15 protein-coding genes are annotated in these 22,530 nt (G+C 69.3%); 10 read left to right on the top strand and 5 right to left on the bottom strand.

Annotated elements, in window-relative coordinates:
* Window positions 1-74 precede the first annotated feature (74 nt).
* Complete coding sequence (locus ACFV46_RS28680; RefSeq protein ID WP_385500401.1) at window positions 75-3,815, bottom strand: GH92 family glycosyl hydrolase; 3,741 nt, start codon at window positions 3,813-3,815, stop codon at window positions 75-77.
* A gap of 417 nt (window positions 3,816-4,232) precedes the next feature.
* Between ACFV46_RS28680 and ngcE the strand changes: the two genes are divergently transcribed.
* The 9 genes from ngcE to ACFV46_RS28725 all read left to right on the top strand — a co-directional run bounded on the left by ngcE (window position 4,233) and on the right by ACFV46_RS28725 (window position 16,352).
* Window positions 4,233-5,687, top strand: coding sequence for an N-acetylglucosamine/diacetylchitobiose ABC transporter substrate-binding protein (gene ngcE / locus ACFV46_RS28685; RefSeq protein WP_361927705.1), 1,455 nt, complete (start codon window positions 4,233-4,235; stop codon window positions 5,685-5,687).
* A 99-nt stretch (window positions 5,688-5,786) separates the two neighbouring features.
* Entirely contained in the window at window positions 5,787-6,716 is a 930-nt protein-coding gene (locus tag ACFV46_RS28690) for a sugar ABC transporter permease (RefSeq protein WP_361927759.1), read from the top strand.
* A gap of 18 nt (window positions 6,717-6,734) precedes the next feature.
* Window positions 6,735-7,670 (top strand): carbohydrate ABC transporter permease, encoded by a 936-nt coding sequence (locus tag ACFV46_RS28695; protein ID WP_376730174.1) that lies wholly within the window; start codon window positions 6,735-6,737, stop codon window positions 7,668-7,670.
* Window positions 7,671-7,864: 194 nt separating this feature from the next.
* Window positions 7,865-9,064, top strand: a complete 1,200-nt coding sequence (locus tag ACFV46_RS28700) for an ROK family transcriptional regulator (RefSeq protein ID WP_361927761.1) — start codon at window positions 7,865-7,867, stop codon at window positions 9,062-9,064.
* Between the two features lie 133 nt (window positions 9,065-9,197).
* Window positions 9,198-10,295: a substrate-binding domain-containing protein gene (locus ACFV46_RS28705; RefSeq protein ID WP_361927764.1), complete on the top strand. Its 1,098-nt coding sequence runs from the start codon at window positions 9,198-9,200 to the stop codon at window positions 10,293-10,295.
* A gap of 177 nt (window positions 10,296-10,472) precedes the next feature.
* Entirely contained in the window at window positions 10,473-11,264 is a 792-nt protein-coding gene (locus ACFV46_RS28710; protein WP_192806246.1) for an ATP-binding cassette domain-containing protein, read from the top strand.
* The gene (locus ACFV46_RS28715; protein ID WP_361927709.1) at window positions 11,261-12,556 is read left to right on the top strand and encodes a sugar ABC transporter permease; all 1,296 of its coding nucleotides are present in this window, start codon (window positions 11,261-11,263) and stop codon (window positions 12,554-12,556) included. Before ACFV46_RS28710 ends, ACFV46_RS28715 begins: the two co-directional genes overlap by 4 nt.
* A 220-nt stretch (window positions 12,557-12,776) precedes the next feature.
* Window positions 12,777-14,705, top strand: coding sequence for a 1-deoxy-D-xylulose-5-phosphate synthase (gene dxs / locus ACFV46_RS28720; protein WP_385500398.1), 1,929 nt, complete (start codon window positions 12,777-12,779; stop codon window positions 14,703-14,705).
* A 147-nt stretch (window positions 14,706-14,852) separates the two neighbouring features.
* The gene (locus tag ACFV46_RS28725) at window positions 14,853-16,352 is read left to right on the top strand and encodes an amino acid permease (RefSeq protein ID WP_361927714.1); all 1,500 of its coding nucleotides are present in this window, start codon (window positions 14,853-14,855) and stop codon (window positions 16,350-16,352) included.
* A gap of 39 nt (window positions 16,353-16,391) precedes the next feature.
* On the opposite strand, the gene ACFV46_RS28730 is transcribed toward ACFV46_RS28725, so the two are convergent.
* Both ACFV46_RS28730 and ACFV46_RS28735 read right to left on the bottom strand, forming a co-directional pair.
* Entirely contained in the window at window positions 16,392-16,763 is a 372-nt protein-coding gene (locus ACFV46_RS28730) for an NTP pyrophosphohydrolase (RefSeq protein ID WP_361927716.1), read from the bottom strand.
* 29 nt (window positions 16,764-16,792) lie between these two features.
* Window positions 16,793-17,683, bottom strand: a complete 891-nt coding sequence (locus tag ACFV46_RS28735) for an NAD(P)-dependent oxidoreductase (RefSeq protein ID WP_361927719.1) — start codon at window positions 17,681-17,683, stop codon at window positions 16,793-16,795.
* Between the two features lie 94 nt (window positions 17,684-17,777).
* Here ACFV46_RS28735 and ACFV46_RS28740 point away from each other — a divergent pair, with 94 nt between their 5' ends.
* A complete protein-coding gene (locus tag ACFV46_RS28740; RefSeq protein WP_385500399.1) occupies window positions 17,778-18,794 on the top strand; it encodes a hypothetical protein in 1,017 nt (338 codons plus the stop codon).
* Window positions 18,795-18,938: 144 nt separating this feature from the next.
* On the opposite strand, the gene ACFV46_RS28745 is transcribed toward ACFV46_RS28740, so the two are convergent.
* Together ACFV46_RS28745 and ACFV46_RS28750 are read right to left on the bottom strand one after the other, a co-directional pair.
* Window positions 18,939-21,068, bottom strand: a complete 2,130-nt coding sequence (locus ACFV46_RS28745) for a 3-hydroxyacyl-CoA dehydrogenase NAD-binding domain-containing protein (RefSeq protein WP_376730167.1) — start codon at window positions 21,066-21,068, stop codon at window positions 18,939-18,941.
* Window positions 21,065-22,282 (bottom strand): thiolase family protein, encoded by a 1,218-nt coding sequence (locus ACFV46_RS28750; protein WP_376730166.1) that lies wholly within the window; start codon window positions 22,280-22,282, stop codon window positions 21,065-21,067. Before ACFV46_RS28750 ends, ACFV46_RS28745 begins: the two co-directional genes overlap by 4 nt.
* Window positions 22,283-22,530: the final 248 nt, after the last annotated feature.

Genomic DNA, 22,530 nt, shown 5'->3' on the forward strand with positions numbered 1-22,530 from the left:
CCGGGACCCACCACAGGCACAGGGTGCCGGTCCTCACGGACCGGCACCCCGCGCACATGCTCCAACCAGCCTGCTCAGCCCAGCAGTTCGACCTCCGCGAGGGTGGCCTCACCGGTGAGGACCAGGCGGTACTTGGCGTACGTGCCCGGCGACTTCACCGAGAAGGCCCGGGTCTGCCGGTCCCAGGTGAAGGTCTCCCCGGAGCGCTCGTCCAGGGTCTTCCACTTGGAGCCGTCCTTCGACGCCTGGAGCTTCCAGCCGGCCGGTGCCGTCGTACGGTCCGACGGCGACGTCAGGGTGTACTGCACGGCCTTGGCGGCCTTCGCCACCGGCAGGTCCACCGAGGTGACGGCCGCCTGCGTGGCGGACGTGTCGTCGAACAGCGCGCCCTCGCCCTTCAGCAGGTCGGCGCGGGGCGTGGGCACCTTGTCGTCCTGGGTGATGGAGACGGGCGCCGCGTTCCTGCCGGTGCCCCACGAGGACGGCTTCGCGCCCATGTCGAACTCCAGGACACCGCCCTTCGCGATCACCGAGTGGGGGAGCGACGTCGACTTCCACGGCACGCCGTTGACGCGCAGGCCCTGGACGTACACGTTGCGGGCGCTGTTCTTCGGCGCCTTCACGACCAGCTTGCGGCCGTTCTCCAGCTGGATCGTCGCCTTCGTGAACAGGGGCGAGCCGATCGCGTACTCGCCACTGCCCATCACCAGCGGGTAGAAGCCCAGCGCGGAGAACAGGTACCAGGCCGACTGCTCGCCGTTGTCCTCGTCACCGTGGTAGCCCTGCCCGATCTCGCTGCCGACGTACAGCCGCGACAGCACCTCACGGACGTTCTTCTGCGTCTTCCAGGGCTGACCGGCCGCGTTGTACATGTAGTTCACGTGGTGCGCGACCTGGTTGGAGTGCCCGTACATGCCCATCCGGACATCCCGCGCCTCCGTCATCTCGTGGATGACGCCGCCGTAGGAGCCGACGAAGTCGGGCGAGGCCGTCTCCGGGGTGGCGAAGTACTCGTCGAGCTTGTCCGCGAGACCCCCGCGGCCGCCGTAGAGGTTCGCGAGACCCCGGCTGTCCTGGGGCGCGGTGAACGCGTAGCCCCAGCCGTTGGTTTCCGTGTAGTCGTGACCCCACACGCGCGGGTCGTACTTCGAGGACTCGACGCGCCAGTCGCCCTTGGCGTCCCGGCCCTGGAAGAAGCCGGCCTTCGCGTCGAAGAGGTTGACGTAGTCCTGGGCGCGGTTCAGGAAGTACGCGGACTCCTCCTTGTACCGCTTGTCGCCCGTCTTCTTGTAGAGCGCCTGGCCCATCTTCGCGATGCCGTAGTCGTTGAGGTAGCCCTCCAGCGCCCACGACAGTCCCTCGTGCGTCTCGGTGCTGGTGTAGCCGAGGAACGGCGACGTCGCCATGCCCTTGCGGCCGACACCGGACGACGGCGGCACCACGGTCGCGTTCTTCACGGCCGCGTCGTACGCCGACTTCGCGTCGAAGCCGACGCCCTTGACGTACGCGTCCGCGAACGCCACGTCCGAGGAGGTGCCCGTCATCAGGTCGGCGTAGCCCGGCGAGGACCAGCGGGAGGTCCAGCCGCCGTCCTTGTACTGCTGCACGAAGCCGTCGACCATCTCGCCCGCCTGGCCCGGCGTGAGCAGCGAGTACGCCGGCCAGGTGGTGCGGTAGGTGTCCCAGAAGCCGTTGTTGACGTACACCTTGCCGTCGACGATCTTCGCGCCGGTGTGCGTCGGGGTGTCCGGGTTCGGCATCTTGGAGAACGGCGACGCGTACTGGTACGTCGAACCGACCTTCTCGAAGCCGGAGTTCGGGTACAGGTACAGCCGGTACAGGCTGGAGTACAGGGTGGTCAGCTGGTCCGGCGTCGCGCCCTCGACGGTCACCTTGCCGAGCAGCTTGTCCCACTGCCGCTGGGCCCGCGCCTTCACGGCGTCGAAGGAGGCGCCGTCGACCTCCTGGCGCAGGTTGTCCTTGGCCTGGTCGACGCTGATGAGGGACGTGGCGAGCCGCAGCGTCACGGTGCGGTCGTCCCCGGCGTCGAAGCGCAGATGGCCCTTCACACCGCTCGCGGACCCGTCGGTCACCGGTTTGTCGAAGGTGCCGTAGACGAAGAGGCGGGTCGCGCCCGTCGACAGCCCGGACTTCACGTCCGAGTAGCCGGTGACGATCCCGTTCTCCTTGTCGAGGGTGAGCCCCGCCTGCTCGGTCACGTTGTCGAACAGCACGCTCGCGTCGTCACCGGGGTACGTGAAGCGCAGCACCGCCGCGTGGTCCGTCGGCGCCATCTCCGCCTTCAGCCCGTTCTCGAACCGCACCCCGTAGTAGTACGGCCGCGCGGTCTCGTTCTCGTGCCGGAAGGCGAGCGCGCGCGCCGAGCGACCGGTGTCGGGGGTGCCTGAGGCGGCCGACGGCATCACCTGGAACGTCTGCCGGTCGCCCATCCAGGGGCTGGGCTCATGGCTGGCGCTGAACGCCTGGATCGTCGGCAGGTTGTCCGCGTTGTTCGCGCGGGCGTAGTCGTACAGCCAGCTCAGCGAGCCCGCGTTGGTCACCGGGGTCCAGAAGTTGAAGCCGTGCGGCACGGCGGTCGCCGGGAAGTTGTTGCCGCGCGAGAAGCCGCCGCTGGACAGGGTGCCGCGGGTGGTGAGCGCGTAGTCGGACAGATGCGCCCTGGGCTTCTCGGGCGCGACCTCCTTCAGCGCCACGTCGTCCAGCCAGCCCCGGAACTTCGCCGGGCCCTTGGGGGAGTCGTACGCCACCAGGATGCGGTCGACGGTCTTGCCGCGCGCCACCGAGCCGATCCGGGAGACGACGTTGTTCCACTGGTTGACGTACAGCACCTTGGCCTCGCCCTGACCGCGCGGCGAGAGGGGGAAGCCGTGCTGGTCGGCGGCGCCGAGGTCACTGAGGTAGGTGCCGTCGGTGAAGGCCAGGTCGACGGAGACGTTCGTGGCGTCGTAGTCCCGGTCGCCGTCCGCCATCGACGGGAAGACCCGGTAGGACAGCTGGGTGTCCCGGCCGACGGCCACGTTCACGTCGTAGACCTTGTTGTACGAGTAGCCGCGCCCGTCCGCCGTGTGCCGGCCCGCGTAGCGCAGGGCCCGCTTGCCGGTGAAGCCGGCGCCCGCCTTGGCCGTCGGCGAGCCACTCGGGCCGCGGTCGACGAGGGAGAGCATGTCCTGCGGCACCGGGCCGTCGTCGCCGCCCGTGGAGAACTGGACGTCGGCCAGCTGCAGGACGCCGGAGGCCCCGTTGTTCTTGGTGATCTCCAGCCGGAAGTGCTGGTACTCGGCCGGCTCGGCGAGGTCGAAGGTCTTCGTCTGGAACCGCTCGGCGAAGGTCTGGTCCGAGCGGGTGTCGACCGTCTTCCACTCCTTGCCGTCGGAGGAGCCCTTCAGGGTCCAGTCCCGCGGGTCGCGCTCGGCGAAGTCGTTCGCCGACGTGAGCGCGTACTTGGTGATCCTCGCCGGCTTGTCGAGGTCGAACTCCACCCAGCCGGTGGCCTCGAACACCAGCCACTTGCTGCCGGGCTCCCCGTCGGCGAGGTTCTCCTTCACCTCACCGGCACCGGAGTTCTCCCCGTTCGCCCGTACGTCCGTGACATGGTCGGTCACGTTGCCCGGGATGCCGCTGCTGTAACCGCCGTCCACGCCCGACGCGCGTTTCGCGCCCCCGGGACCGGTGTCGACGGTATTGAGCCAGTCGGGTGCCGGGTCGTCCGCCTCGAACGAGGACGCGAACTCCCGGTCGGCCGCCGCGGGCGCCTGGGGCAGGGCCACCGCCGCGCCCTGCGAGCCCACGGTCAAAGCGAAGGCGGTCGCCGACACGACCGCCGTACCCCATCGGTGACGAGCTCTCTGCTGCTTCAACAGGTACCCTCCCTGCGCGCGGGACAACGTTGTCAAATTCGCTGCGCAAGGAACAGTAGTGGCTCAAGTGCCGCGCATTGTCAAGGGCGTTGAGTGTGCCGTTCGGGGCTTATGGCGTGGATTTTTCCGGCAAGCCTCGCACAGGCCCCGCATATTTCCGTGAGGTCTCAACTCGGAAAAGACCACCGGTGAACCTTGCATTCGATCTTGCTCCGCTGGCGGGAAGTGGACTATACCTGTCGGCACTTCACCACAAGATTCCGCACTTCCTGCACGACCCCAGCTTGACCCGATCGCGGTGCCGGGGAGGATCCGGTTCACCGCCTGAGTCCTGGAGAAGGCGAGGACTTGAGCATGGGATCCACTTCTGCCCAGAATCCCGAGAACGGCGGTACCACCGCGGGAGTCGGCCGGCGCGATCTGATCAAGCGGTCCGCCGCACTGGGTCTGATCTCCGTTCCGACCATGAGCTTCCTGTCCGCGTGTGCGAGCGGCGGCGGGGACGATTCCAGCAATGACTCCGAGGGCAAGACGTCCAAGTCGAACCCGTTCGGCGTGAAGGACGGCAGCAAGCTCGACGTCGTCATCTTCAAGGGCGGCTACGGCGACGACTACGCCAAGGCCTGGGAGGCGAGCTTCAAGAAGAAGTGGGGCGTCACCTCCGTCCACACCGGCACCCAGGAGATCACCGGCAAGCTCCAGCCCCGCTTCAACGCCGGCAACCCGCCGGACATCGTCGACGACTCCGGCGCGCAGCAGATCCCGATCGACGTGCTGTACAAGAACGGCCAACTCGTGGACCTCGCCGAGGTGCTGGACGCCCCGTCCGTGGACGACCCGGGCAAGAAGGTCCGCGACACCCTGATCCCGGGCACGCTCGACGCCGGCATGCAGGGCGGCAAGGTCGTCGCGCTGAACTACATCTACACGGTGTGGGGCCTGTGGTACTCCGGCAAGCTCTTCAAGGAGAAGGGCTGGACGGCGCCGAAGACCTGGGACGAGTTCCTCACCATCTGCAAGGAGGCCAAGGCCGACGGCATCGGCGGCCTCGCGCACCAGGGCAAGTACCCGTACTACATCAACGTGGCCATCATGGACCTCATCGCCAAGACCGGCGGTCTGGACGCCATGAAGGCGATCGACAACCTCGAACCGGACGCGTTCGTGGGCTCGGAGGCGGCCACCGCCGCCGTCGAGGCCATCTACGAGGTCGTCGAGAAGGGCTATCTCATGCCCGGCACGAACGGCCTGACCCACACCGAGTCCCAGACCCGCTGGAACCAGTACAAGGCCGCCTTCATCACCAGCGGCTCCTGGCTGGAGAACGAGCAGCTGAAGACGACACCGGACGACTTCGACATGAAGTTCCTCCCGATGCCCCTGCTGCCCGACAGCAAGCTGCCCTTCGAGGCGATCCGCGCCGGCTCCGGCGAGCCCTTCATCATCCCGGCCAAGGCCAAGAACCTCGCGGGGGCCAAGGAGTTCATGCGGATGATGCTGTCCAAGGAGTGGTCGACGCTGTTCGCCAAGGAGGCGAACTCGCTCACCATCCTCAAGGACGGCGTCGACTCCGGCGTCCAGCTGCGTCCCGGCACCCAGTCCACCGTCGAGGCGTCCAAGGCGGCGGGCGACAACACCTTCCGGTACCTGTACACCGAGTGGTACAGCGAGATGGGCACGGCCATCGAGAACGCCTCCAACGAGCTGATGGCCAAGCGCATTCAGCCCAAGGAGTGGCTGAAGCGGGCCCAGGCGGCCGTCGACAAGCAGGCCAAGGACCCGGAGTCCAAGAAGAACCACCGGGACTAGTCCCATGGGCCCCGCGGGGTGCGGGTGACGCGCACGTCGCCCGCACCCCGCCGGGGCGTCGCCGCAGCGCCGTCGGGAACACAGGGCAGGAAGACGCCAATGCGTAAAGGGCAGTACCGGTTCGTCGCGGGATTTCTGTTCGCTCCCGTGGCCATCTACGTGACCTTCGTGATCTGGCCGTACATCCAGACGTTCGGGTACTCCCTGACCGACTGGAAGGGACAGTCGCAGACCTTCGATTTCGTCGGCCTCGACAACTACAAGGCGTTGTTCCAGGACGACGTCTTCATGGGAGCCATCTGGCACAACATCCTGTTCCTGATCTTCATCCCGGTGAGCACGATCCTGATCGCGCTGTTCTTCGCGTTCATGTTGAATGCCGGCGGACGCAGCAGGTCGGGAGGGGTGTCCGGGGTCGCGGGATCCAAGTACTACCGCGTCGTCTACTTCTTTCCGCAGGTGCTCTCACTGGCGATCATGGCGGTGCTCTTCGGGGCCGTCTACCGCAGCGACGGCGGCGGTATGCTCAACGGTTTCCTGATCAAACTCGGACTGGTCTCCGAGAGCAGCCCGGTGGAATGGCTCAACGAGCCGAACATCGTCCTGTGGGCCCTTCTGGTGGTCGTCGTCTGGCACGGGGTGGGCTTCTATCTCGTGCTCTTCTCCGCCGCCATGCAGTCCATTCCGAGGGACATCTACGAGGCGGCGCTCATCGACGGCGCCGGCCGTGCGCAGTCCTTCTTCCGCATCACGCTGCCCCTGCTGTGGGATTCGGTGCAGACCGCGTGGGTCTATCTCGGAATCGCCGCGATGGACATGTTCATCCTGGTCTCCACGATGACGTCCGGGGACTTCGGCGGCGGCCCCGACCACCACAGCGAGGTCATGGCGACCGTGATGATGCGGAACTTCCAGCTGTACGGGAGGAGCGGCTACGCCTGCGCGATGGGCGTGGTGATGCTCGTCCTCACCCTGATCGTGTCCGTGTTCACGCTGCGTGCCACCCGCCGCGAGCGCATCGAGTTCTGAGCGGGAGAGAAGACGACGATGAGCGCACCCCTCAAGGAGACCCCCGCCGCGAGCGGCACGGTCCCGGCCCAGTCCTCGGTCCGCAAGAACCCGGCCCGCCCCGGCGACCAGCGCAGCGAAGGCGTCGTACTGAACGTCTTCTCGCACGGCTTCCTCGCCCTGTGGGCGCTGCTGATCGTGCTGCCGCTGCTGTGGCTGGTGCTCAGCTCCTTCAAGACCGACGCCCAGATCGGCGGCTCGGCCTTCGGCTGGCCGCAGAACTGGTCGCTGGACGTCTTCTCCCGCGCCTGGGAGAAGGGCATCGGCGACTACTTCCTCAACACCGTCATCGTGCTGGTCTTCTCGGTGCCGCTGACGATGCTGTTCGGCTCGATGGCGGCGTACGTGCTGGCCCGCTACGAGTTCTGGGGCAACCGGTTCCTGTACTTCTTCTTCGTCGCCGGCGCCATGTTCCCCGTGTTCCTGGCGCTGGTGCCGCTGTTCTTCATGGTGCGGCGCCTGGACATGCTGAACACGTACCAGGGCCTGATCCTGGTGTACGTCGCCTACTCGATGCCGTTCACCGTGTTCTTCATGCACTCCTTCTTCCGGACGCTGCCCACGGCCGTCTTCGAGGCGGCGATCCTGGACGGGGCCTCGCACAGCCGGACCTTCTTCCAGGTGATGCTGCCGATGGCGAAGCCGGGTCTGCTGAGCGTCGGCATCTTCAACACCCTGGGCCAGTGGAACCAGTTCATCCTGCCGACGGTCCTCATGCAGCCGCAGAGCGGCGACGACCCCGAGCGCTACGTCCTCACCCAGGGGCTCATCCAGCTCCAGCAGCAGCAGGGCTACGCCTCCGACCTTCCGGTCCTCTTCGCCGGCGTGACCATCGCCATGATCCCGATGCTGGTCGTGTACCTCTCCTTCCAGCGGCAGGTGCAGGCGGGTCTCACGTCGGCGACTCTGAAATGAAGCGCGGGTAGCGCTCCGGAGCCGAGCGTGCGCACGCCGTTCCCCGCCCAGGGAGCGGCGTGCGCCGCTGTGTGCACGTACCCGGATCCGGTTCAACCTCTTGACGGGAGGCGGCCCGAACGGCTCAGCTTAGAGTTCACTAGTTGGACACGGACGGGGCCTCGCCGAAGCGGTCCCGCGCGCAGGAGGTCGTCGTGGAGACTCCGGGGTCGCAGTCGTCGCTGCACCGAGCCAACCTGGAACGGGTGGTCCGGGCCGTTCGGCTGGCCGGATCACTCACCCAGGCCGAGATCGCGAGGACCACGGGTCTGTCCGCGGCGACGGTCTCCAATATCGTCCGGGAGCTCAAGGACGGCGGAACGGTCGAGGTCACACCCACGTCGGCGGGCGGGCGCCGGGCCCGCAGCGTGTCCCTGAGCGGGGACGCCGGCATCGTCATCGGCGTCGACTTCGGCCACGCGCACCTGCGGGTGGCGGTGGGGAACCTCGCCCACCAGGTGCTGGCCGAGGAATCCGAGCCGCTGGACGTGGACGCCTCCTCCACCCAGGGCTTCGACCGCGCGGAAGAGCTGGTCAACCGGCTGATCGCGGCGACCGGCGTCGACCGTTCCAAGGTCGCCGGGGTGGGCCTCGGCGTGCCCGGCCCCATCGACGTCGAGTCCGGCACCCTGGGCTCGACGGCCATCCTGCCGGGCTGGACCGGCACCAGACCCGCCGAGGAGCTGCGCGAGCGGCTCGGCGTGCCCGTGCACGTCGACAACGACGCCAACCTCGGCGCCCTGGGCGAGCTGGTGTGGGGCAGCGGGCGCGGGGTGCGGGACCTGGCGTACATCAAGGTCGCCAGCGGCGTCGGGGCCGGCCTGGTCATCGACGGCAAGATCTACCGGGGGCCCGGCGGCACCGCGGGGGAGATCGGGCACATCACCCTGGACGAGTCCGGCCCGGTGTGCCGCTGCGGCAACCGCGGCTGCCTGGAGACCTTCGCGGCGGCGCGCTACGTGCTGCCGCTGCTGCAGTCCAGTCACGGCACGGATCTGACCATGGAGGGCGTCGTACGCCTGGCCAGGGACGGGGATCCGGGCTGCCGCCGGGTGGTCGCCGACGTCGGCCGGCACATCGGCAGCGGCGTCGCCCAGCTCTGCAACCTCCTGAACCCGAGCCGGGTGGTCCTCGGGGGCGACCTCGCGGAGGCCGGTGAGCTCGTCCTGGGGCCCATCAGGGAGTCCGTGGGGCGCTATGCCATCCCCAGTGCCGCACGCCAACTGAGCGTGCTTCCAGGGGCCCTTGGAGGCCGCGCCGAGGTGCTCGGCGCCCTCGCTCTCGCGCTCAGCGAGATGGGCGATTCGACCCTTTTGGACAGCACTCTGCACGCGGCTGCCCCCGCCTTCACTTAGAGAACGGATGGCACCGTTGCCAACCCGTTAAGGATTTACTTCTTGACGTCGCACGTGTGGCCGAGTTGACTTCCAGCCACCTCGGCCGCAACGTCGCGGCCTCGTCAGGGAGGTTTCTGAAGTGAACACGCGTATGCGTCGCGCCGCTGTTGCCATCGCCGCCGGTGCGATGGCCGTCTCGCTGGCTGCCTGTGGCAGCGCCGAGGAAGCGGACGGCGGCAAGGACACCGCCTCGTCCGCCAAGAAGGGCGACGACATCAAGGTCGGTCTGCTGCTCCCCGAGAACCAGACCGCTCGTTACGAGAAGTTCGACCGCCCGCTGATCGAGCAGAAGATCAAGGAGCTGACGAACGGCAAGGCCAAGGTCGACTACAACAACGCCAAGCAGGACGCGAACCTGCAGGCGCAGCAGGTCGACACCATGATCACCAACAAGGTGGACGTCCTCATCCTGGACGCCGTCGACGCCAAGGCGATCAAGAACTCGGTCCAGAAGGCCGTGGACGCCGGCATCAAGGTCGTCGCGTACGACCGCCTGGCCGAGGGCCCGATCAGCGCCTACACCTCGTTCGACAACGTCGAGGTCGGCAGGACCCAGGGCGCGGCCCTCCTCGAGGCCCTTGGCGACAAGGCCAAGGACGGCCAGATCGTCATGATGAACGGCTCCGTCACCGACCCGAACGCCGCCATGTTCAAGAAGGGCGCGCACGAGGCCCTCGACGGCAAGGTCAAGGTCGGCAAGGAGTACGACACCAAGGAGTGGAAGCCGGAGAACGCCAACGCCAACATGGAGGCGGCGATCTCGGCCCTCGGCAAGAAGAAGATCGTCGGCGTCTACTCCGCCAACGACGGCATGGCGGGCGGCATCATCACCGCCCTGAAGGCCGCCGGCATCAAGGTCCCGGTCACCGGCCAGGACGCCGAACTCGCCGCCGTGCAGCGCATCATCGCCGGTGAGCAGTTCATGAGCGTCTACAAGCCGTACGCCCCCGAGGCCAGCGCCGCCGCCGAGATGGCCGTCGCGCTCGCCCAGGGCAAGTCGCTCGACTCCATCGCCAAGGACAAGGTCGACAGCGACAGCCAGAAGGCCGTCCCGTCCGTCCTCGTCCCGGTCACCTCGCTGACGAAGGCCAACGTCAACGACACCGTCATCAAGGACGGCGTCTACACCGCCGACGAGATCTGCACCGGCAAGTTCAAGGCCGCGTGCGACGAGCTCAAGATCGGCTAGTCGAGTCCCCTCGCGTGTGCGGGAGTTCGTCACCGGATTCCCGCACGGGGCATGACTGCTCTCGACTCCTCCGGCGCCCCGCGCATCATTCAGCCCCGCAAGCTCGGCGCGGGGCGCCGGACGGATCCCCCCAACTCTCTCTGCACAACCCTTCCGCCGGGTCAGGCGGCGAAGGAGATGGTTCACGTGTCCGCTACGCCCGTGCTGGCGTTGCGCGGGGTCTCCAAGCGGTTCGGTGCCGTTCAGGCGCTCACCGACGTAGAGCTTGAGGTCCACGCCGGTGAAGTGGTCGCCCTGGTGGGCGACAACGGCGCCGGAAAGTCCACGCTGGTCAAGACGATCGCCGGCGTGCACCCCATCGATGAAGGCGTCATCGAATGGGAAGGCAAGGCCGTGTCGATCAACCGGCCGCACGACGCCCAGGCCCTCGGCATCGCGACGGTGTACCAGGACCTCGCGCTGTGCGACAACATCGACGTCGTAGGCAACCTCTTCCTGGGCCGCGAGCTGAAGAAGCGCGGCATCCTGGACGAGGTCGAGATGGAGCGCCGCTCGCGCGAGCTGCTCCAGACCCTCTCGATCCGCATCCCCAGCGTGCGCATCCCGATCGCCTCGCTCTCCGGCGGTCAGCGCCAGACCGTGGCCATCGCCCGCTCCATGCTCGGCGAGCCCAAGCTGGTCATCCTCGACGAGCCCACCGCGGCCCTCGGTGTCGAGCAGACCGCCCAGGTCCTCGACCTGGTCGAGCGGCTCCGCGAGCGCGGCCACGCCGTCATCCTCATCAGCCACAACATGGCCGACGTCAAGGCCGTCGCGGACAAGGTCGCCGTGCTGCGCCTCGGTCAGAACAACGGCGTCTTCGAGGTCAAGACGACCTCGCAGGAGGAGATCATCTCCGCCATCACCGGCGCCACCGACAACGCCGTGACCCGCCGTGCGGCGCGCACGAACGGGGAGGTTTCCAAGTGAGCACCGACAAGACCTCCACCGCGGCCACCGACGAGCACGAGGTCGTCAACCCCGAGGCCGCCGCTGCCGCGGTGACCGCGGTCGACCCCCGCCTGCTCGTGCAGGAGCAGGGCCTCGCCGGCTACATCGGCGAGTTCCGGCGCAAGATAAAGGCCGGTGAGCTCGGCTCCCTGCCGGTCATCCTCGGCCTGGTCGCCATCTGCATCATCTTCCAGAGCCTGAACTCCGCGTTCCTGTCGGCGCAGAACATCAACGACATCACCGTCACGATGGTCGGCACCGGCATGATCTCGGTCGGCATCGTCTTCGTGCTGCTGCTCGGTGAGATCGACCTGTCCGTCGGCTCCGTCAGCGGTGCCTCCAGCGCCATCGCCGCCGTCCTCGCGGTGAACCAGGGCTGGCCCGAGTGGGCGGCCGTGCTCTTCGCGATCGCGTGCGGTGCCGCCATCGGCGCCCTGCACGGCTTCTTCTTCGCGGTGCTGGGCGCCCCCGCCTTCGCCGTGACCCTGGCCGGTCTGCTCTTCTGGCTCGGCTTCATGCTCCAGACGCTGGGCGAGAACGGCACGATCAACCTCGACAGCGACGGCCTGATCGGCAAGCTCACCACGTACTTCTTCTCGGACGTGGCGGCCGCCTACGGTCTGGCGGCGGTCGTGACGGCGCTGTTCTTCCTCAGCTCCTTCCTCGGCAACCGCCGCCGCGAGGCCGCGGGCATCCCGTTCCGCCCGCTGAGCGACACGATCCTGCGGACCGCCCTGCTGGGCATCGTCTCCTTCGCCGCGGCGATCATGTACAACCAGTACAAGGGCCTGCCGCTGGCCACGGTCATCTTCCTGGTGTTCCTGGTCGGCACGGACTTCCTGCTCCGCCGCACGTCGTACGGCCGCAAGGTGTTCGCGCTCGGTGGCAGCGTCGAGGCCTCCCGCCGTGCCGGCATCAACGTCACCGCGGTGCGTATCTCGGTGTTCGCGATCTCCGGTGGCTTCGCGGCGATCGGCGGCCTCTTCCTGGCCTCCAAGATCGCCTCCGCCAACCAGAGCGCCGGTACCGGTGACTTGCTGATGAACGCCATCGCGGCGGCCGTCATCGGTGGCACGTCCCTCTTCGGTGGCCGTGGCCGCACCTGGAACGCCCTCCTGGGTGTCCTGGTCATCGTCTCCATCCAGTACGGCCTCCAGCTGGAGTCCATCGCCGAACCGGTGAAGTACATGATCACCGCCGGCGTTCTGCTCACCACGGTCGTGATCGACTCGATCACCCGCAAGACGCAGAAGACCGCCGGGCGCGCGTAGCGCGCAGCGCGGTAGCGCCCTGGGGGCGCGGGTGAACTGGCGTGTGCCGGTCCGTTGTGGCCGGTCACGCCGTTCCCCGCGCCCCCTTCGGCATACCGTGACACGGGCAGAGCCGATCGCGTGACGTACGACTCCTGGGCCGGGAACCTTCCGCCGGAGCGGAACATTAGACTCGACAAGCCCGGCAACAGCTCGACAGCTCTACAGCAAGGAGGCACGGGTGCCGCTGCTGACCCGCATCACGGGACCGCGCGATCTGGACCGGCTCACCCCTGAGCAGCTGGTCCAGCTGGCAGAGGAGATCCGGACCTTCCTCGTCGAGGCCGTTTCCAAGACCGGCGGCCACCTCGGCCCCAACCTCGGCGTGGTCGAGCTGACCATCGCCCTGCACCGGGTGTTCGAGTCGCCGAAGGACAAGGTCCTCTGGGACACCGGCCACCAGTCCTACGTGCACAAGCTGCTCACCGGCCGCCAGGACTTCAGCCGGCTGAAGATGAAGGGCGGCCTGTCCGGCTACCCCTCGCAGGCCGAGTCCGAGCACGACGTCATCGAGAACTCGCACGCCTCGACCGTCCTCGGCTGGGCCGACGGCCTCGCCAAGGCCAACCAGCTCAGGAAGCGCGACGACCACGTCGTCGCCGTCATCGGCGACGGAGCCCTGACCGGCGGCATGGCCTGGGAGGCGCTGAACAACATCGCCGAGGCCAAGGACCGCCCGCTCGTCATCGTCGTCAACGACAACGAGCGCTCCTACGCGCCCACCATCGGCGGCCTCGCCAACCACCTGGCGACGCTGCGCACCACCGACGGCTACGAGCGCTTCCTGACCCGCACCAAGGAGATCCTCGACCGCACCCCGGTCGTCGGCAGGCCGCTCTACGAGACCCTGCACGGCGCCAAGAAGGGCCTGAAGGACTTCATCGCCCCGCAGGGCATGTTCGAGGACCTGGGCCTGAAGTACGTCGGCCCGATCGACGGCCACGACATCGAGGCCCTGGAGTCGGCCCTCGCCCGCGCCAAGCGCTTCGGCGGCCCGGTCATCGTGCACTGCCTCACCGAGAAGGGCCGCGGCTACCAGCCCGCCCTCCAGGACGAGGCCGACCGCTTCCACGCCGTCGGCAAGATCCACCCCGACACCGGACTGCCGATCGCCTCCTCCGGCGCCGACTGGACGTCCGTGTTCGGCGAGGAGATGGTCAAGCTCGGCGAGGAGCGCGACGACATCGTCGCCATCACCGCGGCCATGCTCCAGCCGGTCGGCCTGGACAAGTTCGCCAAGAGGTTCCCCGAACGGGTCTACGACGTCGGCATCGCCGAGCAGCACGGCGCGGTCTCCGCGGCCGGCCTCGCCACCGGCGGGGTGCACCCCGTCTTCGCCGTCTACGCCACCTTCCTCAACCGCGCCTTCGACCAGGTCCTCATGGACGTCGCCCTGCACAAGTGCGGGGTCACCTTCGTGCTCGACCGGGCCGGCGTCACCGGCACCGACGGCGCCTCCCACAACGGCATGTGGGACATGTCGATCCTCCAGGTCGTCCCGGGCCTGAGGCTCGCCGCCCCACGTGACGCCGACCAGGTGCGCGCCCAGCTGCGCGAGGCCGTCCAGGTCGAGGATGCCCCGACCGTCGTCCGCTTCTCCAAGGGCGCCGTCGGCCCGGCCGTGCCCGCCGTGGGGCGCGTCGGCGGCATGGACGTGCTGCGCGAGCCCGGCACCGACCGCCCGGACGTCCTGCTGGTCTCCGTGGGCGCCCTCGCGCCGATGTGCCTGGAGATCGCCGGTCTGCTCGACAAGCAGGGCATCTCCACCACCGTCGTCGACCCGCGCTGGGTCAAGCCCGTCGACGAGGCCATGGCCCCGCTCGCCGAGCGGCACCGCGTGGTCGTCACCGTCGAGGACAACAGCCGCGTCGGCGGGGTCGGCTCGGCCGTCGCCCAGGCCCTGCGGGACGCGGGCGTCGACGTCCCGCTGCGCGACTTCGGCATCCCGCCGCGCTTCCTCGACCACGCCTCGCGCGCCGAGGTCATGGCGGAGATCGGTCTGACCGCCCCCGACATCGCCCGCCAGGTCACCGGCCTGGTCTCCAAGCTCGACGGCCGGTTCGACCGCGCCGCGGCCGAGACCGACGCCGTGGAGCCCGCGCGCGACTGACGGGTCCTCACAGGTCCGAACGGGCCGGTTTCGCCGCCGACACGAGTGGTGAAACCGGCCCATCTGTGTGAAATTGCTCGCGCCGGGGCAGGCGTACCACGCCCCCTCTCGATCATGTCGGGGACGACAAGCGTGGGAGGTAAGACCGTGAGCAGCACACTCTTCCGGACGAAGAGAGTCGAGCAGTCCATCCGCGACACCGAGGAACCCGAGCACGCGCTCAAGAAGTCCTTGTCCGCGCTGGACCTGACCGTCTTCGGTGTCGGCGTCATCATCGGTACGGGCATCTTCGTGCTCACCGGTACCGTCGCCAAGGACAACGCCGGGCCGGCGGTGGCCCTGGCGTTCGTCGTCTCCGGCATCGCCTGCGCGCTGGCCGCCCTGTGCTATGCCGAGTTCGCGTCCACCCTCCCCGTCGCCGGTTCGGCGTACACCTTCTCGTACGCCTCCCTCGGGGAGCTGCCCGCCTGGATCATCGGCTGGGACCTGGTCCTGGAGTTCGCGCTCGGCACGGCGGTGGTGGCCGTCGGCTGGTCCGGCTACATCCAGTCCCTGATGGACAACGCGGGCTGGGACATGCCGGCGGCGCTCGGCAGCAGGGAGGGCGCCGACGGCTTCGGCTTCGACATCCTGGCCGCCGCGCTCGTCCTCGTCCTGACCGTCATCCTCGTCATCGGCATGAAGCTGTCGGCGCGGATCACGTCCCTGGTGGTGGCGATCAAGCTGGCCGTCGTCCTGACGGTGATCATCGCGGGCGCGTTCCTGATCAACGCCGACAACTACGACCCGTTCATCCCGAAGAGCCAGACCGTGGAGGCCGAGGGCAGTCTCCAGGCACCACTGATCCAGCTCATGTTCGGCTGGGCGCCGTCGAACTTCGGCGTCATGGGCATCTTCACCGCGGCCTCCGTCGTCTTCTTCGCCTTCATCGGCTTCGACGTCGTCGCGACGGCCGCCGAGGAGACCAAGAACCCGCAGCGCGACATGCCGCGCGGCATCCTCGGCTCCCTCGTCATCTGCACCACCCTGTACGTCCTCGTGTCGATCGTCGTCACGGGCATGCAGAACTACACCAAGCTCTCCGTGGACGCGCCGCTCGCCGACGCGTTCAAGGACACCGGGCACCCCTGGTACGCGGGCTTCATCAGCTTCGGCGCCGCGGTCGGCCTGACGACGGTCTGCATGATCCTGCTGCTGGGCCAGACCCGGGTGTTCTTCGCCATGAGCCGCGACGGACTGCTGCCCCGCTTCTTCTCGCACGTCCACCCGCGCTTCAAGACCCCGCACCGCCCGACGATCCTGCTGGGCGTGCTCATCGCGATCCTCGCGGGCTTCACACCCCTGACGGAACTGGCCGCGCTGGTGAACATCGGCACGCTGTTCGCCTTCGTGGTCGTCGCCATCGGCGTGATCATCCTCCGCAAGACCCGCCCCGACCTGCCCCGGTCCTTCCGCACCCCCTGGGTGCCGGTCCTGCCGATCCTGTCGGTGTGCGCCTCGCTGTGGCTGATGATCAACCTGCCCGCCGAGACCTGGGTCCGGTTCGCCATCTGGATGGTCGTCGGCTTCGCCGTCTACTTCCTCTACGGCCGTACCCACAGCCGTCTCGCCCGCGGCGAGGAGGAACCCGCGGCCGACGTGAAGTAGGGGAGGGCGGTACTCCGTCCGGGGCCGCGTACGGCCCGGCTACGGCCGGACCGTACGCGGCCCCGTCACGTCCGCCCCCGACGCCCGCACCCGCTCCCGCAGTTCCCGGTCGGCCGTCACCACCAGCGCGGGCCGCCCGGCCGCCCGCTCCACCAGGGCGACGATGTGGTCGTCCCCGCTCCCGGCCGCGGACTCCACCCGCACGCCCGGCACGCTCTCCACGCCCCGGGCGGCCCCCTCCACCACCAGCACGATCTCCACCGGCCCGGCGTGCCCCGGCACGCCGTCCGCCGCCAGCCGGTCCCGCAGCCGTTCCGCGGCGCCCCGGCGGTCCCGCCACCAGCCGTCGGGCACCGACCCGACGACGTTCGCGGCGTCGACGATCACGAGCAGGGGAGGGGCGTCGTCCATGGTGCCCAGGGTCGCACGGCACCCGGCCGCTACTCGCCCTCCTCGCCCGGGAAGCTCGCGAAGTACGCCGCCGCCATGTCCTCGTCGCCGTGCCCCTGTGCCTCCGCCCGGGCGAACCGCTCCGCGCTCGCCGCCGCCACGTCCAGCCGGGCGCCGTGTCGCTCGCCCGCCTCCACGATGAGCCGGGCGTCCTTCGCCGCCGTGTGGACGGCGAAGGCGGCCGGGGTCAGATCCCCGTTCAGGACCAGCCCCGCCTTCGCCCGCAGGTACCCCATGTCGAGCGGGCCGCCGTCGATCACCTCGAAGAACCGCGCCGGGTCCACCCCGAGGGCCTTGGCCAGCGCCAGTACCTCCCCGGCGGCGTTCGTCACCGCCAGCACCCAGCTGTTGGCGACCAGCTTCAGCCGGGTCGCCGTGCCCGCCCCGCCGTCCTCGCCGGTCCACACCGTCCGGGACCCCACAGCGTCGAACACGGTCCGCACGACCGGCCGGCTCTCGTTCGGGCCTGCCGCCAGCACGGTGAGCGTGCCCGCCTCGGCGGGCTGCCGGGTGCCGAGCACCGGGGCGTCGTAGAAGACGAGGCCGTGGTCGCGCGCGAAGCCGGCCAGCTCGGCGATCCCCTCCAGACCCGCGGTCGTCGACTGCACCCACACCGCCCCGGCGCGCAGGGCCGGCGCCGCCTCCCGCATGACCTCCATGGTCGCGGGACCGTCGTACAGCATGGTGAGGACGACATCGGCGTCCTGGACCGCCTCGGCGGGCGTCCCGGTCACCAGGGCGCCGTCGGCGGCCAGCGGCTCGGCCTTGCCCCGGGTCCGGTTCCAGACCCGGACGGTGTGCCCGGCCTTCACGAGGTTGCGGGCCATCGCGGCCCCCATGATCCCGGTGCCCAGGACGCTCACGGTGAACTTGTCGGTCATTGGGTCGACTTCCTGTCTCGGTACGGAGGTGCCGTGTTCCAGCTTGCCCGGGGGCGGCGCGTTCCGCCGCGCCGCACCCGCATAGGGTGAAACGGTGAACGGCGACTGGCTCATCCGCGGCCGTGACGGCCGCCTCAGTGTCTATCTGCCGACCGACGAGGCCGTCCTGTGCCGGGCGGAACGGGGGCCGGGCGGCCCCTGGGGTCCCGCACGCCGGATCGGCGGCGAGCAGAAACTCCGCCCAGGACCCGCCCTCGGGCACGGCCCCGACGCCTACACCCATCTGGCCGCCTGGCGTCCCACCAAGCCGGGGGAGTCGGGCCTCGTGCACTCCACGCACTTCAGGCCCCGGCTGGCCGCGCTCGACTGGGTCCCCATCGGCCATCCCGACGGCAGCGGCGACCGTACGGGCCTGCCCGCCGTCACCGTCGACGCGCAGGGCCGCGCCCATGTGTTCGTCCGCAACAAGACGGGCGGCGTGAGCATGCGCGGGCAGAAGCAGGCGGGCGGCTGGGGCGCCTGGCACGACCTCAAGGGCCGGGACGTCCACGAGCAACTGGCCGCCGTGGTGGGGGAGTCCGGGATGGTCGAGCTGTACGCGGCCGTCTCGGGAGCGCTGCTGCACTGGCGACAGGAGGAGTCGGGCGCCGTCCCCGTCCTCCAGGAGGCGCTGGAGACCTCCGTCCGGCCCGGCACCCTGTACGCCCTGGCGACCTCCGCGGAACACACCACGCTGTACTACGCCGAGGACTCCGGGGACCTGTGCGCCTGGCGCCCCGGCGCCAAACCGGTCACCGTCCTGCCGTCGGCCGGACCCGGCCCGGTGTCCGCGGTCCGCTGCGCGCTCGACGGCCACGACTGCACGGTCCTCGCCCAGCGCTCGGCGAGCGGCCGTGTCGCCTTCGCCGCGTACCCGACGGAACAGGAGTCCGCGGGGGCGTGGTGGACGGAGTCGGGACCCCAGCTGCCGGCCGACGCGGTGGTGGCGCTGGCGCTGGACGAGGAGGAGGAGATCGTGGCGGCGACCCTGTCACCGTCGACGGGCCATCTCCTGCTGACGCGCCGCAAGGACGAACCGGGGCTGGCACTCGAAGCCTGGCGGCAGGTCTGAAGGCGCCCCATGGGCGGGGCCGACTCCTGGCGGGCGGCCGCCGGTCGTGTGGGGTTGTCCGCGCAGTTACCCGCGCCCCTGACAAGACGCCGGTGCCCCGTACACCAACAGGCGTACGGGGCACCGGCGTTCACAGCGGAGCGGTTACGCGGGGACGCTGGCCACGCCCGGCGCCAGGAACCTCTTGCCGTTCACGCGCTCGGAGACGCCCTCGCGGTCCAGGTACGGCGTGATGCCGCCCAGGTGGAAGGGCCAGCCGGCGCCCGTGATCAGGCACAGGTCGATGTCCTGGGCCTCGGCGACGACGCCCTCGTCGAGCATGAGCCCGATCTCCTGGGCGACGGCGTCCAGGACGCGGTCGCGGACCTGCTCCTCCGTCAGGACGACGTCGCCCTGCTTCAGCAGCGCGGCGACCTCCGGGTCCAGCTCCGGCTTGCCGGAGTCGTAGACGTAGAAGCCGCGCTTGCCCGCCTTGACGACGGCCGCGAGGTTCGGGGAGACCGTGAAGCGGTCCGGGAAGGCCCGGTTGAGGGTCTCCGAGACGTGCAGACCGATCGCGGGGCCGACCAGCTCCAGCAGGACCAGCGGGGACATCGGCAGGCCGAGCGGCTCCACCGCCTTCTCCGCGACCTCGACCGGCGTGCCCTCGTCGATGACGTTCTGGATCTCGCCCATGAAGCGGGTGAGGATGCGGTTCACGACGAACGCCGGGGCGTCCTTCGTCAGGACCGCGGTCTTCTTCAGCTTCTTGGCGACGGCGAACGCCGTGGCCAGCGAGGCGTCGTCGGTCTTCTCGCCGCGGACGATCTCCAGCAGCGGCAGCACCGCGACCGGGTTGAAGAAGTGGAAGCCGACGACCCGCTCGGGGTGCTTCAGCTTCGACGCCATCTCCGAGACGGAGAGGGACGAGGTGTTGGTCGCGAAGATGGCGTGCGCCGGGGCGACCGCCTCGACCTCCGCGAACACCTGCTGCTTGACACCGATCTCCTCGAACACGGCCTCGATGACGAAGTCCGCGTCGGAGAAGCCCTCCGCCTTGTCCAGGACACCCGTCACCAGCGCCTTGAGGCGGTTGGCCTTGTCCTGGTTGATCCGGCCCTTGCCGAGCAGCTTGTCGATCTCGGCGTGGACGTAGCCCACACCCTTGTCGACACGCTCCTGGTCGATGTCCGTGAGGACGACCGGGACCTCGAGGCGGCGCAGGAACAGCAGCGCGAGCTGGGAGGCCATCAGACCGGCGCCGACGACACCGACCTTGGTGACCGGACGCGCCAGGTTCTTGTCCGGGGCGCCGGCCGGGCGCTTGCCGCGCTTCTGCACCAGGTTGAAGGCGTAGATGCCGGAGCGCAGCTCGCCGCCCATGATCAGGTCGGCGAGCGCCTGGTCCTCGGCGTCGTAGCCCTTCTGCAGGTCGCCGTCCTTGGCGGCGGCGATGATGTCCAGGGCGCGGTAGGCGGCCGGGGCCGCGCCGTGCACCTTGGAGTCCGCCACGAACCGGCCCTTGGCGACGGCCTGGTCCCAGGCCTCACCGCGGTCGATCACCGGACGCTCGACCCTGATCTCGCCCTTGAGGACGGACGCGGTCCAGATCAGCGACTGCTCCAGGAAGTCCGCGCCCTCGAACAGCGCGTCCGCGATGCCGAGTTCGTAGACCTGCTTGCCCTTGAGCTGCCGGTTCTGGTTGAGGCTGTTCTCGATGATCACCGAGACGGCCTTCTCCGCGCCGATCAGGTTCGGCAGCAGGGTGCAGCCGCCCCAGCCCGGCACCAGGCCGAGGAAGACCTCGGGCAGGGAGAACGCGGGGAGCGCCGCGGACACCGTGCGGTAGGTGCAGTGCAGACCGATCTCCACGCCACCGCCCATGGCGGCGCCGTTGTAGTACGCGAAGGTCGGCACGGCCAGCTGCGACAGCCGCTTGAAGACGTCGTGGCCGCCCTTGCCGATGGCCAGCGCGTCCTTGTGCTCCTTCAGCAGCTCGACGCCCTTGAGGTCGGCGCCGACCGCGAAGATGAACGGCTTGCCGGTGACGCCGACGCCGACGATGTCGCCGTCCGCGGCCTCCTTCTCGACCTGGTCGATCGCGGCGTCGATGTTCGCCAGCGACTGCGGGCCGAGCGTGGTCGGCTTGGTGTGGTCGTGGCCGTTGTCCAGGCTGATCAGGGCGAAGCGCCCGGCGCCCAGCGGCAGGTCGAAGTGGCGTACGTGCGCCTGGGTGACGACCTCACCCGGGAACAGCTCGGCCGCACCCTTCAGAAGCTCAGCGGTGGTGCTCACTTGTCCCCCTCGAAGTGCGGGTTCTCCCAGATGACCGTCGCGCCCATGCCGAAGCCGACGCACATGGTGGTCAGGCCGTAGCGGACGTGCGGCTGCTCCTCGAACTGGCGGGCCAGCTGCGTCATCAGACGGACGCCGGAGGAGGCCAGCGGGTGACCGAAGGCGATGGCGCCGCCGTACTGGTTGACGCGGGCGTCGTCGTCGGCGATGCCGTAGTGCTCCAGGAAGGCCAGCACCTGCACGGCGAAGGCCTCGTTGATCTCGAACAGGCCGATGTCGTCGATGGACAGGCCCGCCTGCGCGAGGGCCTTCTCGGTGGCCGGGATCGGGCCGTAGCCCATGACCTCCGGCTCCACACCCGCGAAGGAGTAGGAGACGAGGCGCATCTTCACCGGCAGGTCGTGCTCGCGGGCGAAGTCCTCGGAGGCGATGAGGGAGGCGGTGGCGCCGTCGTTCAGACCGGCCGCGTTGCCGGCGGTGACCCGGCCGTGCACGCGGAACGGGGTCTTCAGACCGGACAGGTTCTCCAGGGTGGTGCCCGGGCGCATCGGCTCGTCGGCGGTGACCAGGCCCCAGCCGGTCTCGCCGGCCTCGGCGTTGGTGCGGCGCACCGAGATCGGCACCAGGTCGGCCTGGATCTTGCCGTTGGCGTACGCCTTGGCGGCCTTCTCCTGGGAGCGCACGGCGTACTCGTCGGCGCGCTGCTTGGTGATCGTCGGGTAGCGGTCGTGCAGGTTCTCGGCGGTCATGCCCATGAACAGGGCGGACTCGTCGACCAGCTTCTCGCTGACGAAGCGCGGGTTGGGGTCGACGCCCTCACCCATGGGGTGGCGGCCCATGTGCTCGACACCACCGGCGATGGCGATGTCGTAGGCACCGAAGGCGACCGAACCGGCGACCGTGGTGACGGCGGTCAGGGCGCCGGCGCACATACGGTCGATGGAGTAGCCGGGCACCGACTGCGGCAGACCCGCGAGGATGCCGGCCGTGCGGCCGATGGTCAGGCCCTGGTCGCCGATCTGCGTGGTCGCGGCGATGGCGACCTCGTCGATCTTCTTCGGGTCGAGACCGGGGTTGCGGCGCAGCAGCTCCCGGATCGCCTTCACGACGAGGTCGTCGGCGCGGGTCTCGTGGTAGATGCCCTTCGGGCCCGCCTTGCCGAACGGGGTGCGGACGCCGTCGACGAAGACGACGTCCCTGACGGTACGAGGCACGATGGCTCTCCTCCAGGGTGCGGGATGGCACTACTGCTGCGCGACGCGCTGAGCGCGCGCTCAGGACTCATGCTACTTATGAGTAACGTAGCTGCACAGTCCTGGCGTGGGGAGCGGCGAAGGTCACACTGCCGGTCGGGGGGGGGGGGGGGGGGCGGGGGCAGCGCGCCGAGCGCCCGCCCCCCCCCGCCCCCCGCCGCAAAGATCTGGGAGAACAGCCCCCCCACCCCCCCCCCCCCCCCCCCCCC

Origin of the sequence: Streptomyces sp. NPDC059852, assembly GCF_042731455.1 — a bacterium.
In the GTDB taxonomy this organism is placed as follows: domain Bacteria; phylum Actinomycetota; class Actinomycetes; order Streptomycetales; family Streptomycetaceae; genus Streptomyces.

Excerpts from the sequence above, each read along its gene's own strand:
- ngcE (WP_361927705.1), top strand. The coding sequence starts at position 4,233 with ATGGGATCCACTTCTGCCCAGAATCCCGAGAACGGCGGTACCACCGCG.
- ACFV46_RS28690 (WP_361927759.1), top strand. The coding sequence starts at position 5,787 with ATGCGTAAAGGGCAGTACCGGTTCGTCGCGGGATTTCTGTTCGCTCCC.
- ACFV46_RS28695 (WP_376730174.1), top strand. The coding sequence starts at position 6,735 with ATGAGCGCACCCCTCAAGGAGACCCCCGCCGCGAGCGGCACGGTCCCG.
- ACFV46_RS28705 (WP_361927764.1), top strand. The coding sequence starts at position 9,198 with ATGCGTCGCGCCGCTGTTGCCATCGCCGCCGGTGCGATGGCCGTCTCG.
- ACFV46_RS28710 (WP_192806246.1), top strand. The coding sequence starts at position 10,473 with ATGGTTCACGTGTCCGCTACGCCCGTGCTGGCGTTGCGCGGGGTCTCC.
- ACFV46_RS28730 (WP_361927716.1), bottom strand. The coding sequence starts at position 16,763 with ATGGACGACGCCCCTCCCCTGCTCGTGATCGTCGACGCCGCGAACGTC.
- ACFV46_RS28735 (WP_361927719.1), bottom strand. The coding sequence starts at position 17,683 with ATGACCGACAAGTTCACCGTGAGCGTCCTGGGCACCGGGATCATGGGG.